Genomic DNA, 15,923 nt, shown 5'->3' with positions numbered 1-15,923 from the left:
TTCCCCCAATCAACATAGAGGCACAGCAATGCTGATCACTCCTGCAAATCTGAAAACCCTATTCATTGGCTACAAGACCGCTTTCGTCGGCACTCTGGGCCAGGCAGCCAGCCAGTACCAACAACTGGCCACTGTTGTTCCCAGTACCACCGGCACCGAAGAGTACGGCTGGCTCGGTCAGATGCCTGGCATGCGCGAATGGATCGCGGAACGTGTTGTTCACGGCCTGGAAAACCACGGCTACAGCATCAAGAACAAGCCCTTTGAGCTGACTGTGGCAGTTCCTAAGACTGCCATCGAAGACGACACCCACGGCACCTACACGCCGTTGATGCAAGAACTCGGCCGGTCCGCCGCCGCGCACCCTGACGAACTGACCTTCGGTCTCCTCAAGGACGGCGTGTCAGTGAAGTGCTATGACGGCAAGCCCTTCTTTGCGGCCAATCACCCGGTCAAGAATGCGCAGGGCAAACTGGAATCTGTGGCCAATGCCGACCTGGGCGGCAACGGCCCTCTGTGGTTTGTGCTGGACACATCCCGCGCTATCAAGCCTTTGATCTTCCAGGACCGCAAGAAGCCCAACTTTGTGGCAATGACCGCTGAGACCGACCCCAACGTCTACAGCAAGGCTCAGTTCGAGTACGGCGTGGACAGCCGCTGCAACGTGGGCTTTGGCTTCTGGCAGATGGCCTTCGCCAGCAACCAGCCTCTGAACGCTGACAACGTCTGGGCGGCCATCAATGCCATTGAGCAGTGCAAGGGTGACGGCGGTCGTCCGCTGGGCCTGCGGGCTACGACCTTGGTGGTGCCTACCTCGCTGCAGCGAGTTGCGAACAAGCTGCTGACAGCTGAGTTGGTGCCCAACGCGGACGGCACGGCCACCGAGTCCAACGACTTGAAGGACCGCCTGAAGTCTCTGGTTTCGCCCTGGCTGTAAAGGTCGCTCCCACCATGCCCTACATCTCCCATGCAGAGCTGGCCGAGCGCCCAGGCGCTCGTGAGCTGGCCCAGGTAGCCACACCGGACGGTAAGTCCGTGATTGCGGACGATCTGATGGACGCCACGCTGCGCGGGCTTGACCGTGGGGCATGGAGTGCCGAAGACATTACGGATGCCGATGCAGCCCTGCGCCGCATTGACGACGCCGTGTCTGAGGCCGATGCCGTGATTGACGGCTACCTGGCCAAGCGTGGCTATGCCGTGCCCATGGACCTGACAGCCGCATCCACTCGAAAGCTGATTGCAGGCTGGTCCCGCGCCATTGCCCGCTATCTGCTGCAGAAGGACGGCATCAGCGACGAGAAGACCTCGCCCATTGCCCGCGACTACCGCGACGCACAGCGCCTGCTGCAGGCCACGGCCGAGGGCAAGTTCAGCCTGGGCGCGGACGATCCGCAGGCCGGTGGCAGCGCTGGTGCCAATACGGACGTGCGCTTCAGCTTCCCTGACCCCGTGTTCAGCCGCCGCCAGTTGGGGGCCTTCCGATGAGCTTGGTGAATGCCGTCAAACAGCGCCTGAAAGCTCAAACCAGCCTGCGCATGGTGGATGGGGCTCTGGAGCTGGCGGCCGCGCTGAAAGCCCCGTCTGTGGCAACGCCAGCTGCCTTTGTGGTGCCGATGGCTGACCGACCTGGTGCTGATGCAGCCTTCAGTGGCAGCGTGCTGCAGGCCGTCGAAACCACGCTTTCCATCGTGCTGGTCCTGGATAACAAGCGCGACAGCACAGGCAGCGCTGCCAACGACGAGCTGGAGCGGCTGCGAGGCGAGATCCGTAAAGCCCTGCTTGGCTGGGCACCTGACGGTGTTGACAGCCCACTGACCGCAGGCAGGGGCCAGCTCATCGACCTGGACAACGGCCGGGTCTGGTGGGGCGATGAATTCCACATCGAGCATTACTGGAGCAGCAAATGAGTACCGCCAATGGCAAAGCCAAAGAAGGGCAAACGCCCAGCACTGCCGCAGGAGCCGATGCCTCCCTGGCCTTGGTTCAGCCCACGCAGACCGCCACGAATAACGCCACGGACGAGTTCCATGGCCAGGGCGGCCTCTACCAAATCATTGACGGCAAACGCCAGCTCGTTGCCGACAAGCCCGTAACTTCCGAGGAGTAAACATGGCGAAGTACATCAACAAGCTGGCCATCCTGGCCATGATCGAAGCCGTTTCCGGCACCCTGGCCGCTCCCACCGCTGCCCACGCCATTGAAGTCAGCGATGTGACGCTGACGCCACTGGAAGGCGACGAGGCCAGCCAGGGCGTGATCCGCCCTTACTTTGGTGCCTCTGAGAAAGTTCTGGTCACCATCTACCGCAAGGTGGCATTCAGCGTGGGCCTGGCCGGTGTGGGCGTGGCAGGCGATCTGCCTGGCTACGAAGCGCTGATTCGCGCCTGCGCAGCCAGTGCCACCAATACGCCTGCGCCCAGCCCTACGGCAGGCACTGTGTTTGCCCCGGTCACGGACAATCTGCAGAGCCTGACCATCATCGCCACGCTCGACAAACTGGTCTACAAGATGAGCGGCGCACGCGGCAACTGCAAGGCCGTGATTGACGCCAAAGGCATCCCGAAATGGCAGTTTGAGTTCACGGGCGCATTCATTCCGGTGGAAGACGCTGCAAGCATGCCTGCAGTGAACTACGCCAAGTTCCAGCGCCCTCTGGGTGTCAATAAGCTCAACAGCACATTGAGCCTGGACGGCTACCAGGCAGAGGCCAGCAGCTTCAATCTGGACTTTGGCAACAAGGTGGTCAAGCAAGACTTGATGAAGGTGGATGACACCGATATCACCGGCCGCGAGTCCACTGCCAGCGTCACCTTCCGCAATACGTCGGTTGCCACAAAGAACTGGATCGAAATGGCCCGCGCAGGCGTCAAGGTGCCCCTGGCCCTCAAGCACGGCCAAGCGGTGACCAATACGGTGGCCATAGCTGCGCCGCTGGCCCAAGTAGGCAAGCCCAGCTTCAGCGACCAGGACGGCATCCAGATGATCACCATCCCGCTGACGCTGATCCCCAGCAGTGCAGGCAATGACGAATGGACCATCACGGTCTGACCGCCACGCCTTGAGCCTCAAGTTCCCTGAAAAACCGTTTCAAAGAGAGTAGTTATGGCCGTCATCCTTCCGTCCGTTGCGTTCTGGACTTCTGTCACCTTCGCCCGCGTGGGCGACGATGACAAGCCCGAGGTGCTCAAGTTCCGCGCGCGCTTCAAGCGCCTGAAGAAGTCCGAGCGCGTAGCGCTGAACCACCGCGTGGCTGCCATGGGCATGACAGCCGAGGTTCGCCAGTCCATCCAGAAGCTGATTGACGATCCCGCGACCGACGCCCACCAGCGCGCCTTCTGGAAGGCCCGCCTGGACGCCAAGACCATGACGGATGCCGAGCTGCTTAACGAGGTCCTGGTCGACTGGGAACTGCGCGACAGCAAGGACCAGTTTGTGGCGTACACGCCCGCAGCCCGCGCGGAGCTGGAGGAAGACCTGGACGGCATCGAAACCAGCCTGGTCAAGGCCTACTTCGACGCCATCAACAAGCCCGTGACGGCAGAGGATGTGGAAAAAAACTCCGAAGCGCAGCCCGTCATCACCTCCTGACCAGGCCGCGCTGCACTGAAGAGGACGACGCCGAGCTGCGGGAACAGTGGAAAAAGCTCGGCGTGGACCCCGACCTGGTCAAGCAAGCCCAGCCACAGGAGATCGAGGAGGACCAGGACGAAGACCTGGAGCTTCCCGCAGACCTCTGGCCCGCATGGGAGTGCTTCCTGGCCACATGGACCCAGTGGCGCGTGATCGCTGGATTCACCCAGGTGTTCTACGAGGGGATTGACTACGCATCCCTTCTGGCCGTGATGGACATGCACGGCATCAAGCCCAAAAAGCGGCGCGCTGTGCTCTTGCAGGTGCGCATTCTGGAAGACGAAGCGCGCAAGCTGCGCAACAAGCAATAGCACCATGTCTGGCAACAACAACACCGTCGAATACCGCGCAAAACTTGACGTCAGCGGCGTTAAGTCCGGCGCGGCCGAGGCTGCCCAGGCAATCTCGGGCATCGACGGCGGGCCAGCGGCGCAGAGCATCCAGAGCGTGGGCGCAGAAGCCGCGCAAATGGCCACTCGGGTGCAGGCGGGGTCTGAGAAAGCCAGCGAAGGGCTGAAACAGGTTGCTCTAGCAGGCCAGCAGGCCGCAGCCGGGACGCAAGGGCTGCGGCAGGCGCAGGCTGGCCTCAACGATACAAGCCCGCAGTACCAGCGCGCACTGGATGCGGCCAACAATCTGCACAAGGCCGGTGCTATCTCGGCCGCACAGCATGCCCAGGCCATGCGCATGCTGCCCATGCAGATGACTGATGTGGTCACCAGCGTGGCCAGCGGCATGCCGATCTGGATGGTGGCCATCCAGCAAGGCGGGCAAATCAAAGACAGTTTTGGCGGCATCGGCAATGCTGCTCGTGCCATGGTGGGCGCAATCACCCCTGCGACGGCTGCCATCGGTGGCCTCTCCGTGGGGGCGGGCCTGGTTGCAGCAGCGTACTACCACGGCAGCGCTGAGCAGGACAAGTTCCGCCAGCTCACGGTGCTCAACGGCAATGCGGCGGGCGTCACGGCCGAGGCGCTGAGCCGCATGTCTCGTGAAACAGACGGGATTTACGGTACTCAGTCCAAGGCTGCAGAAGGCCTGGCCATTCTGGCTGGCAGCGGCAAGATCGCGCGTGAGAGCCTGGTCGAATTCACTGTCATGGCCGTGCGAATGGAGGACTTGGCAGGCCGCTCCATTGAGCAGACGGCCAAAGACCTTGAACAGCTCGGTACCAAGCCAGCGGAGGCGTCAGCCAAGCTCAATGAGTCCTATAACTACCTGACACCCGCTGTTTATCGGCAAATCAGAGCGCTTGAAGATCAGGGCAGAGCTGAAGAAGCTGCGGCGCTGGCTCAGAAGACCTACAGCGATGCCATGTCGTCCAGGGCGAAGCAGCTGGAAGCCGAGCTGGGATATATCGAACGGGGCTGGCGTGGTGCCCGTGACCTGGCAAAGGAGGCATGGGACGCCTTTCTAAATATCGGCCGGCCGACCACAGTAGAAGACCGGGCGAAAAGTCAAATCGAGGCTTTAGAAGAAGCTATCCGCCGCCGCAAGGAGCAGAACACCAATCTCGGGATCAAGGACGGTAAGGCCACTGCTGAATTGGAGGCGCGGCTTGAAAATGCCAAGGGCTTGCTGCAGCTGACTGAATCTGCAGGCAAGGCGACCGCAGAGGCTATCGATGAGGAAAACAAGGCGCGCCAACACGGCATAGATTTGCAAAAGGAAGCCGCGCGCTACGCCAGCGATGCCGTCAAGAAGCAAGTTGAGCTCGACCAGGCGGCGGCCAAATACAAGCCCTTGACCCTGGTTGCAAAAGACGCCTCTGCCGAGGAAATCAAAGCGGCGGCGCAGGCTGCAAAAGACTATGCCGCTGTACGCGCGGGTATTGAAGAAAAATACAGCAAGAAGGGCGGCAAGGGCACTGGAGCCATCAGCGTCAGTGACACCGACCTGGCCAGCATGCGTAGCCAACTGGTGGCCGCTCAGCAGTACCACCAGCAGCTTTTGACGATGGGCAGCGGTGCCACAGAGCTGAACACCGCCGAGCGCGAGAGCCTCAAGATTGCCGAGCAGATCAAGCTGGCCACCGATGGCAAGACCATTGCCCGATTGAAGGAAAAGCAGGCCATCGCAGATACCTTGGCCGCGCAGTTGCGAAGCAACGAGGGCCTGGAGCAGTCATACAAGGCGCACCAGCAAGCCATCGACGCCAACTACAAGGACGCCCAGGCCATTGGCCAGCGTGCTCGCGACCAGGCGGCGGCCAATGAGGTTTTCGGCAAAGGCCGTACTGCCATCGAGCAGATGACCCTGGCCACGCTGCAGCACCAGTTGGCCGAGGCCGAGGGCAGCGATAGCTTCGACCCTAGATACATTGCCTCACTGCGCGAGAAAATTGCCGCGCAAAAGGACTTTGCCGCCGCCCTTGGCCAGGCTGATTACAAAGCCGTGCAGCAGCGTGCGGACGAGCTGCTGCGCAATGCCCAAGAAATGGGCAAGTCGTACCAGCTGGAGTTTGAGCTGTCCGGTGCCAGCGCGCAGCAGCGCCAAATCATTGCAGCCCAGCGCCAGGTAGAGCTGCGCTATGCCAAGGAAATCGCGGCCGTAGACAAGCTCAACCTGGACGACGCTGGGAAGAAGGCGGCCCTGGCCACGCTGGAGCAGGCCCGCCTGCAGGAGCTGGCCAACGCTGGCGCAAAGGTCAACCTGCAGGTCTGGAGCGAGTCCGTCCAGCAATATGACGATGTATTCCGCAAGGGCTTTGCGGACATGCTCAACAGCGGCAAGAGCGGCTGGAAATCGTTCACCACCAGCTTGGCCACCACCTTTAAAACCACGGTTGCGGACCAGCTCTACAAGGCCTTTGCACAGCCTTTCGTGGTGCGCATCGTCGGCCAGATGCTGGGAATCACGGGCGGTGGGGCGGCCGGTGCCACTGATACGGCCGCCAGCCTGGTGGGTAGCTCGGGCATTCTGAACAGCGGCAGCAACCTGCTCAATGGTGGCTTTGCTGACTGGTCTACCTGGGGCACCAAGGGCAGCACCTGGATGATGGACCAGGGCATGAGCCTGGTTACCAAGGGCTGGGAGTCAGCAGGCTCCTCCCTGATGTCCCTGGGCCAGACGGTGCAGTCTGCTGACGCGTATCTGAAGACGCTGCCAGGCTTTGACGGTGGCCTGGGCTCGGCCGCTGGCTACCTGGGCAGCATCTACAGCCTCACTCAGGGCCAGTATGGCGCTGCCATTGGGTCGGCCATCGGCACTTACATCATGCCGGGCATCGGCACCATGGTGGGCTCTGTGCTGGGCGGTCTGGTCGATGGCCTGGGCATTTTTGGCGGCAGCGTGGAGCTGACGGGCAATGGCATTGCAGGCCGCCTAGGCGGGACACTGCGCTCCTATGCAGACTATGAGAAAGACGGCGGCTGGTTCGGTAGCGACCGCAGCTGGACCGAGTACGCTGCATTGGCCGCCAACGGCCAGTTGCAGGCTACCTTTGAAGTGCTACGCGCTGGCATTGGCGACCAGGCCAAAGCCCTCGGCCTGTCTTCCGACGCGGTCAAGAAGTACACGAGGGACATTCGTTTCAGCACTGAAGGCCTGACGGGCGACCAGATCACAGCCCGCCTGCAGGAGGAAATGACGGCCGCAGGCAACACCATGGCGGCGCTGGTGCTGGGCACCGACAAATACACCAAGGCCGGTGAAAGCCAGACTGCCACCCTGACGCGCCTGTCCACCAGCCTGGCTGCGACCAATGCCACGTTTGAGGTGCTGGGCAACAAGCTCTACAGCGTGGGCCTGACTGGCGCGGACATGGCCAGCAAGCTGGTGGCCAACTTTGGCAGCGTGGATGCGTATATCTCGGCATCCGAGGCCTATTACAAGACGTACTACAGCCAAGCGGAGCGTGCCAACAACAGCACGGCCGCCATGACCAAGCAGTTGTCCGAGCTGGGCCTGGCGCTGCCTGGCACGCAGTCCGAGTTCCGCGCGCTGGTCTCCAGCCTGGACCTGACCACCGAGCACGGCCGCAAGGCATACGCCATGCTGCTGCAGATGGCCCCGCAGTTTGACGAGACTGCCAAGCAGCTCGATGAGCTGGCCAAGGCGGCTGCTGCAGACCTGATTTCGACCTATACCCGCGCGGCCGCAGTGGCTCCCGGCATGCAGATCGCCCGTGAGGCAATGAGTGGCACGACCAGCCAGGCCCAGACGCTGGGCGGCAGCATGTCCAGCATCAACAAGATTCTGGGCGACAGCTCGAGCGGCGTCCTGACCTGGACGAACCAGGTGCAGTCCTCTACGGCCGCGCTCAACCCCGCCCAGGCGGCAGTTGGCGTGCTGCGCAGCGAGATTTACGCCCTGCAGGCCTCGGCCAGCGGCACCGTGATCAACATCGACGGCCTGTCCAAGGCGCTTGCGAGTGTCGATACCAAGACCTTCACGGCCACGATCACCAGCGCCTTTGAGCTGATCGCCCAGCGCATCAAGGACGATCTGAGCAGCATTGCCAGTGAGCGCCAGGCGGTACGCGAGGCAGCCATCAGCATTCTTGGCCCCACGGTGATGACGCCCGCACAGATCCGCGCCCAGATCCAGCAGCAGACCGTCTCCCTGCCAGGCCAGGCCGGCATTGCCAGCGCCCAGACGGCCCTGGCCAAGGCCGACGCATTGGTGACCCAGCGACAGAACGAGTACTCCACGGCCTATGCCAACAACGCGAACAAGGCCCCCGGCCTGCAAAGCAGCGCGGCCGCACTGGACGCCAAGCGCGGCGATGCGGCCCGTGCGCTGGTGGCTACCTACCTGCGCCACGGCAATATTCAGTCGGGCATCCAGGGCGAGTACGTACCAGGCAGCCTGCAGGGCCTGGTCACGTATGAGGACACCCAGGCCAATATGCTGGCCAAGCTCCAGAACCTGCCTACGTCAGAAATCCAGGCCTTTGCGGACCAGCTCACAAGGCTAGGATCTGGAGGGCTGCGTGGTGGCCTGGCCAGCACCAACAACTATGTCAATGCCCTGGCGGCCTATCAAAAGTCCATTGACGAAGAGGCTGCAAACCGCGCTAAGGCACAGTCCCTGCGCGACCAGGCTGCGACGTTGGCCACCAGAGTGACCACGGCGGAGCAAGCACTGGCGGCCGCCCGCGCCGCTCAGACCTCCGCCTCAAATAATGCGCAAAAGGCCCAGCTCGACTATGTTGCCGCCCTCCAGAAATACAGTGTGGACAGTGGCAAGGCCGTATCGAACCTGAGCAAGCTGCGCGAAGAGACCGTCGCGTACTACCAGTCTCAGGCGCAACTGGCGCAGGCCATGAACGCCTCAGCCAGCGGCCTGCGCTCCACCGTGGCGGACATCCGCTTCAGCCAGATGAGCACGGCGGGGCAGTTCGCCAACCTGCAGGAGCGCTACAACGTGGCGTACTCCATGGCCATGTCCACGACCGGCGAAACCCTGGCGGGCTATGGCTCTGAAATGAACTCGCTGCTGCAGCCCCTGCTGCAAAAGGCCCAGGAAGCAGGCCTGGGCGGTGCCGAGTACGCCAGCCTGGTCAACACCCTGCTGGCCAGGGCAGAGGCCATTGCTGGGCGCATTGAAAAGGACGCGCCCAAGAACTACCAGGAAGAGTCTCTGGGCCTGCTGGGGCAGATTGACAGCACCCTGGCCGCCCTGGAAGCCGGTGCCAAGAGCAGCGACCAGGTCATGACCGAGGCCATCAAGGCCGGTACCGACACAACCCGCGATGGTCTGCGCGCTGTGATTGCGGCCCTACAGGGGCGTCCTGTGCCAGCCTTTGCGGCGGGCGGCTTGCACTCTGGTGGCCTGCGCCTGGTCGGCGAACGCGGCCCAGAGCTGGAAGTCACGGGACCGGCCCGGTATTTCAGTGCCGACATGACCAGCCGAATGCTGGCAGCTCCCAGCCAAGGCCTTGACCTGGCACCGTTGCTAGCCGAGCTGGTCCGCCTGCGCCATGAGCTGTCCGACCTGCGCGCCGAGCGCCGTGCGGATGCCGGTGCCATTGCGACCAATACAGGCAAGACCCAGCGAATTCTGGACCGCTTGTCCGTTGAAGGCTTCCCCGTGCGTAATGCCGATGGGCAGCGCTTTGTGATGTATTTGGAGGCCGTTTAAATGCTGTTGATACGGCCCATAAAGATCGCGCCGCTGATGGTCACCGCCAGCAATGCAGGTGCTGCCGATGCCGAATGGATGGCCAGTACCAGCTATGCGCTGGGCAGCCGGGTATTTCTGTCCGCCACCGGAAAAACCTACGAGTGCGTGCAGGAGCCTGCGGAGGGCAAGAGCCCGGCTACGGAGCCGCTTTATTGGATGGTGGCTGCGCCGTCCAACCGTTGGTCCATGTTCGACAGTGAGATCAGCACGGCTACCGCCACGGCAGGCAACCTGACGACCACGGTCACTGTGCCAGGGCGTATCAATGCCGTGGCGTTCTTCGGCCTGGTTGGCTCTAAGGTGACGGTCGTTCAGCGCAGCGCCACCAATGTGGTGCTGTGCCAGCTCAGCAAGACGCTGCGCACCCAGCCTGCAGACTGGTACGAGTACTTCTTTGTGGAGCCTGAGCAGATCACCGAGGCCATCTTTACCGGCCTGGTGCCCTCCAGCGGCAGCCGCTTGGAAATCACCATCACCGGCCCAGCGCGCTGTGCGGCCGTTGTGGTGGGCAACACGTTCGACCTGGGTGATGCCCAGTGGGGCGCAACCACTTCCATCATCGACTACAGCCGCAAGAACACCACGGCCGAAGGCGCGCAGTCTTTCGAGCCTGGCCGCTTCTCTCGCCGCATGTCTGTGCGCCTGGAGCAGGCTCGCGAACGCTATCCGGCCGTGCAGCGGGTACTCGAAGCCGTCCGGGCCACGCCGTGTGTCTGGCTGGGCGTCCCCGGTGGCGAATCCTATAGCCCGATGACTATCTATGGCTACTACAAGGATTTTTCTCTCGAAGTGGCGTACCCGACCAAGCACCTTTGTTCTCTGGAGATTGAGAGCCTGACATGACCACACTAATCCCGGAACTGCCCACGCCGGTGCCGCAAAGCACCGACCCAGTCAACTTTGCGCCAAGAGCGGATACCTTTCTTTCTGCACTGCCAGGATTTGCGACTGCGGCCAACCAGCAAGCTGCGGAAAACAATCAAGCAGCTCTCTCTGCCGCAGGCTCCCAAAGTGCTGCAGCAGACTCTGCCGCAAGCGCTAAGAACTCCTCCGACTTGGCTGCGGCCTGCGCCTCAGCGGGCCTGTTTGACTCAAACACCACCTATGCCAAAGGGAATCTCGCCTGGAGCCCCATCACAGGCTTGATTTACCGACGTTTGATTGCTGGCAAGACGGCTGCAGACCCCAGCACAGATCGCATCAACTGGGTCGATGTCGCCAATCTGCCTGTTGGCCCTGGCCCAGACCAAGTGCCAGCAGGTCAGCACCTGGGGCGGCTTGCGTTTGTGGACGTACTGGGAGCAACCACGGTGCACCGGAGCGTCCCTGATAGCCGACCCGGTGATGTATGGCGTGAGTACGTCAGCGACACAACGACAACGATCAAATTTCACGGCCTGGATGGGGTGATCCGCAGCCGTTCGGAGACTTGGACATGAGCACTGTAGATAACTTTCCTGACCTTCGACCCAACTTGCTGCTTGATTTTGCCAACAGCGGTCGAGTGGACCCTCGCATTCAGTGCGCACGCGCAAGCACCGCGACTTGCTACGGCTCCGACGGCAAGCTGCGCACAGTCCTGGCCAACGTGCCGCGTATCGACCACGATCCACTCACGGGCAAATGTCTTGGCCTGTTGTTGGAAGAGGCTCGGACGAACCTTCTTTCTTATTCCTCCAAGTTTGAGAATGTCATTTGGACGAAAGGCAACGCCACGTTCACCCCTAATGCGAGTTTGGCCCCGGACGGTTCGCTGACTGCAGGGAAGCTTGCGGAGACCACGGCCAACGCGATACACAATTTGTATGCGACGGTTGCTCCTACTGCGGGCGCTGTGGCCTTTAGCTTTTTCGTCAAAGCTGCTGGCAGATCTTTGATCCGTCTCACAGCATACGAAGCGAGCGTCCCTTCCAATCCAGTGTCTGCCTATTTCGATCTGGCAGCGAAATCTGTGCTTAGCAGTGGAGGCTTATCAACAAGCGCATCGATCATGGACGTTGGCGGAGGGTGGCTACGCTGTTCCGTTAGCGGGATGAGCGCTGGAACATCCACTACATGGCAGCTTGCTCTTCAAACTTCACCGGATGCTTCGGCGTATATCGGGGATGGCATCTCTGGTGCTTTCATCTGGGGTGCCCAGCTTGAAAGCGGGACTGCTTCTTCCAGCTATATCCCTACGGAGGCAGCAACTGCAACACGTGCAGCTGATGTCGCAGCGCTGCAGTATCCAACCTCCGGGGATATCGGCACTATGCTGATCCACGCGCGGCTCGATGCATCGGGAGTGAATGTGTTCTTTCCATTGCGTGCGCGTGGAGAGGTCAATGCCTACAAGGGCGTTCCGTATTGCCTCAACTCGAACGTCACTGTACGAAGTGGGTACGTGCGTGCAAACGGACAGGCTCCAGTTGTTGCTGTCGCTCCTGGGACCAATGTGCCTCGAATGCAGCCCTATAAGTCGGCTCTTTCTTGGTCGAATAGGCAGTTTAGAACTGCCACGAACGGCTCAGCCTCAGCGGATGTCACGTACGACTATGACATTCCTGCAGGCACTCACTTGGACTTCTGCGCTACAAGTCCCGCCAGCGCAGTTTCGGGGTTGTCTCATATCTACCAGGTATCTGTTTACAGCGCGTCGCTGTCTGCTGCTGTCTTGCAAAGGCTGACCCAATTATGAAGTTCCTTCGCTTTGAATCCGAGGCTGCTGCGCGCGAGGTGTTCGGCTTGCACTTTGTTGATGGCGCATGGCCCGCCTACTTCGCTACCGCTGCCGTCGATGTGGTCGGGCTAGTGATGCGTCCCACAGGCGAAATGGTGGATGGTGTGCCCGTCATGGCGGCCGTGCCTGGCTGGCACATCAACCTGTCCGAGCGTGTCCCTGAGCTGGAACCCTACGAGGTGGAGGCCCCAGCTACACCTGACCGCGTATTCGCCGGCAGTGATGACGTGGCGCCCCCACGCGTTCCCGCCAGAGTGACCCGGCGCCAAGCCCGCCAGGCGCTCGCTCTGGCCGGGCTGTTCGCGGCGGTCCAGCCGGCGATTGATGCCATCCCAGATCCGCAGCAGCGGCAGCTCGCGCAGATTGAATGGGACGACAGCCAGGACTTTGAGCGAGAACGGCCACTGCTCATCGAGCTGGGCCACGCCATCGGCCTGGATGACGCGGGCATTGACGCTTTGTTCATTCGAGCAGGAGGCCTGTGATGCTCTTGGCCAGCTATAAATCCACACGCCCAGGCCTGCAGGGCCTGTTCAATCGCATCATCCGGCTGCGCCTGCGCGGCCAATACAGCCATTCGGAGGTGGTGTTTGAGTCAGGCGACGGCGTTGGCCACCTGATGCCGGACGGCTCTGCGCTGCCTGGCCAGGACGGCTCTCTATGGTGCGCATCCAGCGTGGCGGCCGAGGCTTTGCCCGAGTTTTCTCAACGCAGAGCAGGCAAAACAGGCGGCGTGCGCTTCAAGCGCGTGGTGCTCGACCCCAACCGCTGGGATGTGGTCAAGGTCAACCTGGACCCCATGGCCACGGCCCAATGGTTCAGGGCACATGAGGGAGAAATGTATGACTGGCAGCTAATCCTGGGCTTCATGAGCTGGCTGATACCCCAGAAGGACCAACGCTGGACCTGCAGCGAGGCCTGCGCAGCGGCTTTGGGCATCCCAGAGACAGAAGCATGGCGTTTAGACCCATGCGACATCCTGGCCACGACTACCGCCTGGGCAACCAGGTAGCAAAAAAAAGACGGGCGACCTGGCCAAGTGCGCTAACACCTGGCCAAGCCCCCGACCCGCAGACTAGACCTGCAAGTCAGGCGAAGACCCGCCGCTCTCGAGAGCCCGGCAAGTCTATCGTCTTTCAACAGTTGAAACTGGCTTGCAATGAATGAAATTAGGTGCGGCAGCTGCCGCCGCAAACTGGCCGAGGGCGAATACATCCGCCTGGCCATCAAGTGCCCCCGTTGCGGAGCATTCAATCAGCTGAGCGCCCAGAGCGCCCCAAAAGAGCCCCAGCGAGGGCCAGAAGCTGAGATATATGACAAACCCCATCGTTCCATGGATCGGAGGCAAGCGCCGCCTGGTCGACATGCTGCTCAAGCGCTTTCCAGCGCATGACTGCTATGTAGAGGTCTTCGCAGGCGGCGCGGCCGTCTATTTCGCTCGCCATCCTGCTGACGTAGAGGTGCTCAACGACGTCAATGGAGACCTGGTCAATCTATATAGAGTGGTCACCCATCACCTGGAAGAGTTCGTGCGCCAGTTCAAATGGGCACTGACCAGCCGCCAGGTGTTCAGGTGGCTCCAGGAGACCCGGCCCGAGACTCTGACCGACATTCAGCGGGCGGCCCGGTTCTTCTACCTGCAGCAGCAGTCCTTTGGCGGAAAGGTCTCTGGCCAGACCTTCGGCACCGCCACCACGGCCCCGGCCATCAACCTGCTGCGCATTGAGGAAAACCTCTCGGCCGCACACCTGAGAATGGCAGCCGGTACATATATAGAGCAGCTCGACTGGGCCTCCTGTATGGACCGCTACGACCGCGCCCACACGCTCTTCTATATGGACCCACCGTACTGGGAGACCGAGGGATATGGCGTGCCGTTCCCCTGGGAGCAGTACGAGCTGATGGCGCAGAAGCTCAAAACCCTCAAGGGCAAGGCCGTCATCAGCATCAACGACCACCCAGCGATCAGAGAGTGCTTCAAGGACTTTGAGATGGAGGCGCTCAAGCTGGACTACACCGTGGGCGGCGGTTCAAACCGCGTCGAGCGTGGGGAGCTGGTCATCTATAGTTGGGATCGACAAAGCGAGCCTGCCGGGCTTTTCTAGGAGATGCCGTGATATTGAATCAGCGCTGGAAGAATCTTCAAGCGGATGTTGACACTGCGTTCAATCAGACACTTATCTCAGATTTCTATGAGAAAACTATCGTTCCTGTTTTCGCTGGATGGCGCGAGCAGCGATCAGTTCACGAGGCAAGCGATTGTCCTGTCTCGTTATTCCATCTGGCTGATCTAGACAATCTGGAGTTTGAGAGCGGCAGAGCACTATGTCTATCAGTGCAGTCCATTTGGGAGCGGCAGCTTCGACGGTATCTCTCGAGCTGTGAAGCAGAACTCAAAGTGCAAAATCCTCTTGCCACCCGCCCTCAATGGGAATCTGTGGAGAAGGCATTCCTCGACTGTAGAGGAGTTAGCCTCGATGAGTTCTCCTCCTATCCTGTGCTTAAAGAGTTGCACCAGTTGGGCAATGTCTTTCGCCATGGCCCAGGTGGTTCGCTGAAGAAGCTTCAGGAAAGCAGCCCCGATCTTTGGTCCGCCAACCCGGACGAGTGGCTTCACCTAACCTTCCAGGGAAGTTTTTCCTGGCAGGCTCAAGAACTGCCAGTGGTCTCGCTTGTGCAGTTGCATCGCTATGTACAGGCTATTGTCGAATTTTGGGACGACTGCGAATACATCTACAAAGAGAGCCTTCAAGTCAAAGCACCGGGCTTGGAAGCGGCTCTTGTGAAAGAGCGTGAACAAAGAGCACTGAAGTCAGAGCAGGGTCAGGTTAGCAACAACACCTGATTTTTGAAATTTCTTTTCAGCTGTTGCAATAGTCACTCTCGCTACTTATCTCACCCGTGAGTGGAGGTTTATCGCGCCGCGCTTCATGTGGCCGCTCGTGGTCATGTCATCAGCACCAGGAAAGTGCTCCATGGCGCGCCTTGGCAGATTGTGGTGTTCTCGCTGGGTATGTATCTGGTGGTCTACGGGTTGCGCAACGCGGGCCTCACGGATTACATCGCCGTGTTGCTGAATCAGTTTGCAGCCGGCGGCGTGTGGACCGCATCGCTGGGCACGGGCGTGCTGTCCGCGGTGCTGTCCTCAATCATGAACAACATGCCCACGGTCTTGGTCGGGGCCTTGTCCATCGATGCGTCCACAGCCGGCGGTACTGTCAAGGAGGCCATGGTGTACGCCAATGTGATCGGCTGCGATCTGGGTCCCAAGATCACGCCGATTGGCAGCTTGGCCACCTTGCTGTGGCTGCATGTGCTCGGCAAGAAAGGCACAACGATTGACTGGGGCTACTACCTCAAAGTCGGCGCGGTACTGACCCTGCCCGTGCTGCTCATCACCCTTGCCGCCCTGGCCTTGCGGCTCAGCGTGGCGTCATGAATCTTT

16 protein-coding genes and 1 pseudogene are annotated in these 15,923 nt (G+C 60.9%); all 17 read left to right on the top strand.

Features of this window, described 5'->3' with window-relative positions:
- The first annotated feature begins 28 nt into the window (after positions 1–28).
- On the top strand, positions 29–937 hold the full coding sequence (locus CSE6_RS20825) for a Mu-like prophage major head subunit gpT family protein (RefSeq protein WP_059441364.1): 909 nt from the start codon (positions 29–31) through the stop codon (positions 935–937).
- A gap of 14 nt (positions 938–951) precedes the next feature.
- Positions 952–1,488: a phage protein Gp36 family protein gene (locus CSE6_RS20820; RefSeq protein WP_059441363.1), complete on the top strand. Its 537-nt coding sequence runs from the start codon at positions 952–954 to the stop codon at positions 1,486–1,488.
- Entirely contained in the window at positions 1,485–1,910 is a 426-nt protein-coding gene (locus CSE6_RS20815; RefSeq protein ID WP_059441362.1) for a hypothetical protein, read from the top strand. Before CSE6_RS20820 ends, CSE6_RS20815 begins: the two co-directional genes overlap by 4 nt.
- The gene (locus CSE6_RS20810) at positions 1,907–2,110 is read left to right on the top strand and encodes a hypothetical protein (RefSeq protein ID WP_059441361.1); all 204 of its coding nucleotides are present in this window, start codon (positions 1,907–1,909) and stop codon (positions 2,108–2,110) included. Before CSE6_RS20815 ends, CSE6_RS20810 begins: the two co-directional genes overlap by 4 nt.
- Positions 2,111–2,112: 2 nt before the next feature.
- Complete coding sequence (locus CSE6_RS20805) at positions 2,113–3,051, top strand: hypothetical protein (protein WP_059441360.1); 939 nt, start codon at positions 2,113–2,115, stop codon at positions 3,049–3,051.
- 54 nt (positions 3,052–3,105) lie between these two features.
- The gene (locus tag CSE6_RS20800; protein ID WP_059441359.1) at positions 3,106–3,591 is read left to right on the top strand and encodes a phage tail assembly chaperone; all 486 of its coding nucleotides are present in this window, start codon (positions 3,106–3,108) and stop codon (positions 3,589–3,591) included.
- A gap of 62 nt (positions 3,592–3,653) precedes the next feature.
- The gene (locus CSE6_RS20795; RefSeq protein WP_238585753.1) at positions 3,654–3,944 is read left to right on the top strand and encodes a DUF1799 domain-containing protein; all 291 of its coding nucleotides are present in this window, start codon (positions 3,654–3,656) and stop codon (positions 3,942–3,944) included.
- Between the two features lie 4 nt (positions 3,945–3,948).
- On the top strand, positions 3,949–9,717 hold the full coding sequence (locus tag CSE6_RS20790; RefSeq protein ID WP_059441357.1) for a phage tail length tape measure family protein: 5,769 nt from the start codon (positions 3,949–3,951) through the stop codon (positions 9,715–9,717).
- On the top strand, positions 9,718–10,602 hold the full coding sequence (locus CSE6_RS20785; RefSeq protein ID WP_059441356.1) for a hypothetical protein: 885 nt from the start codon (positions 9,718–9,720) through the stop codon (positions 10,600–10,602). It begins immediately after the preceding gene.
- A complete protein-coding gene (locus CSE6_RS20780) occupies positions 10,599–11,198 on the top strand; it encodes a hypothetical protein (RefSeq protein ID WP_059441355.1) in 600 nt (199 codons plus the stop codon). Before CSE6_RS20785 ends, CSE6_RS20780 begins: the two co-directional genes overlap by 4 nt.
- Positions 11,195–12,436: a hypothetical protein gene (locus CSE6_RS20775; RefSeq protein WP_152668615.1), complete on the top strand. Its 1,242-nt coding sequence runs from the start codon at positions 11,195–11,197 to the stop codon at positions 12,434–12,436. Before CSE6_RS20780 ends, CSE6_RS20775 begins: the two co-directional genes overlap by 4 nt.
- Complete coding sequence (locus CSE6_RS20770; protein WP_059441353.1) at positions 12,433–12,963, top strand: hypothetical protein; 531 nt, start codon at positions 12,433–12,435, stop codon at positions 12,961–12,963. Before CSE6_RS20775 ends, CSE6_RS20770 begins: the two co-directional genes overlap by 4 nt.
- The gene (locus tag CSE6_RS20765; RefSeq protein WP_059441352.1) at positions 12,963–13,490 is read left to right on the top strand and encodes a hypothetical protein; all 528 of its coding nucleotides are present in this window, start codon (positions 12,963–12,965) and stop codon (positions 13,488–13,490) included. The genes CSE6_RS20770 and CSE6_RS20765 overlap by 1 nt, the downstream gene beginning before the upstream one ends.
- A gap of 147 nt (positions 13,491–13,637) precedes the next feature.
- Entirely contained in the window at positions 13,638–13,871 is a 234-nt protein-coding gene (locus CSE6_RS20760; RefSeq protein ID WP_083994775.1) for a Com family DNA-binding transcriptional regulator, read from the top strand.
- The gene (locus CSE6_RS20755) at positions 13,792–14,583 is read left to right on the top strand and encodes a DNA adenine methylase (RefSeq protein WP_059441351.1); all 792 of its coding nucleotides are present in this window, start codon (positions 13,792–13,794) and stop codon (positions 14,581–14,583) included. The genes CSE6_RS20760 and CSE6_RS20755 overlap by 80 nt, the downstream gene beginning before the upstream one ends.
- Positions 14,584–14,591: 8 nt before the next feature.
- On the top strand, positions 14,592–15,323 hold the full coding sequence (locus CSE6_RS20750; protein WP_152668614.1) for a hypothetical protein: 732 nt from the start codon (positions 14,592–14,594) through the stop codon (positions 15,321–15,323).
- Positions 15,324–15,404: 81 nt separating this feature from the next.
- Positions 15,405–15,917 (top strand): annotated as a pseudogene (locus CSE6_RS20745) (ArsB/NhaD family transporter); the annotation flags it as partial.
- Between the last annotated feature and the right edge of the window lie 6 nt (positions 15,918–15,923).

This window comes from Comamonas sp. E6 (assembly GCF_001010305.1).
GTDB classification, from domain to species: Bacteria; Pseudomonadota; Gammaproteobacteria; order Burkholderiales; family Burkholderiaceae_C; genus Comamonas; species Comamonas thiooxydans.
Note: the sequence above shows the minus strand (reverse complement) of the source record. Positions and strands in the feature narration are given on the sequence as shown.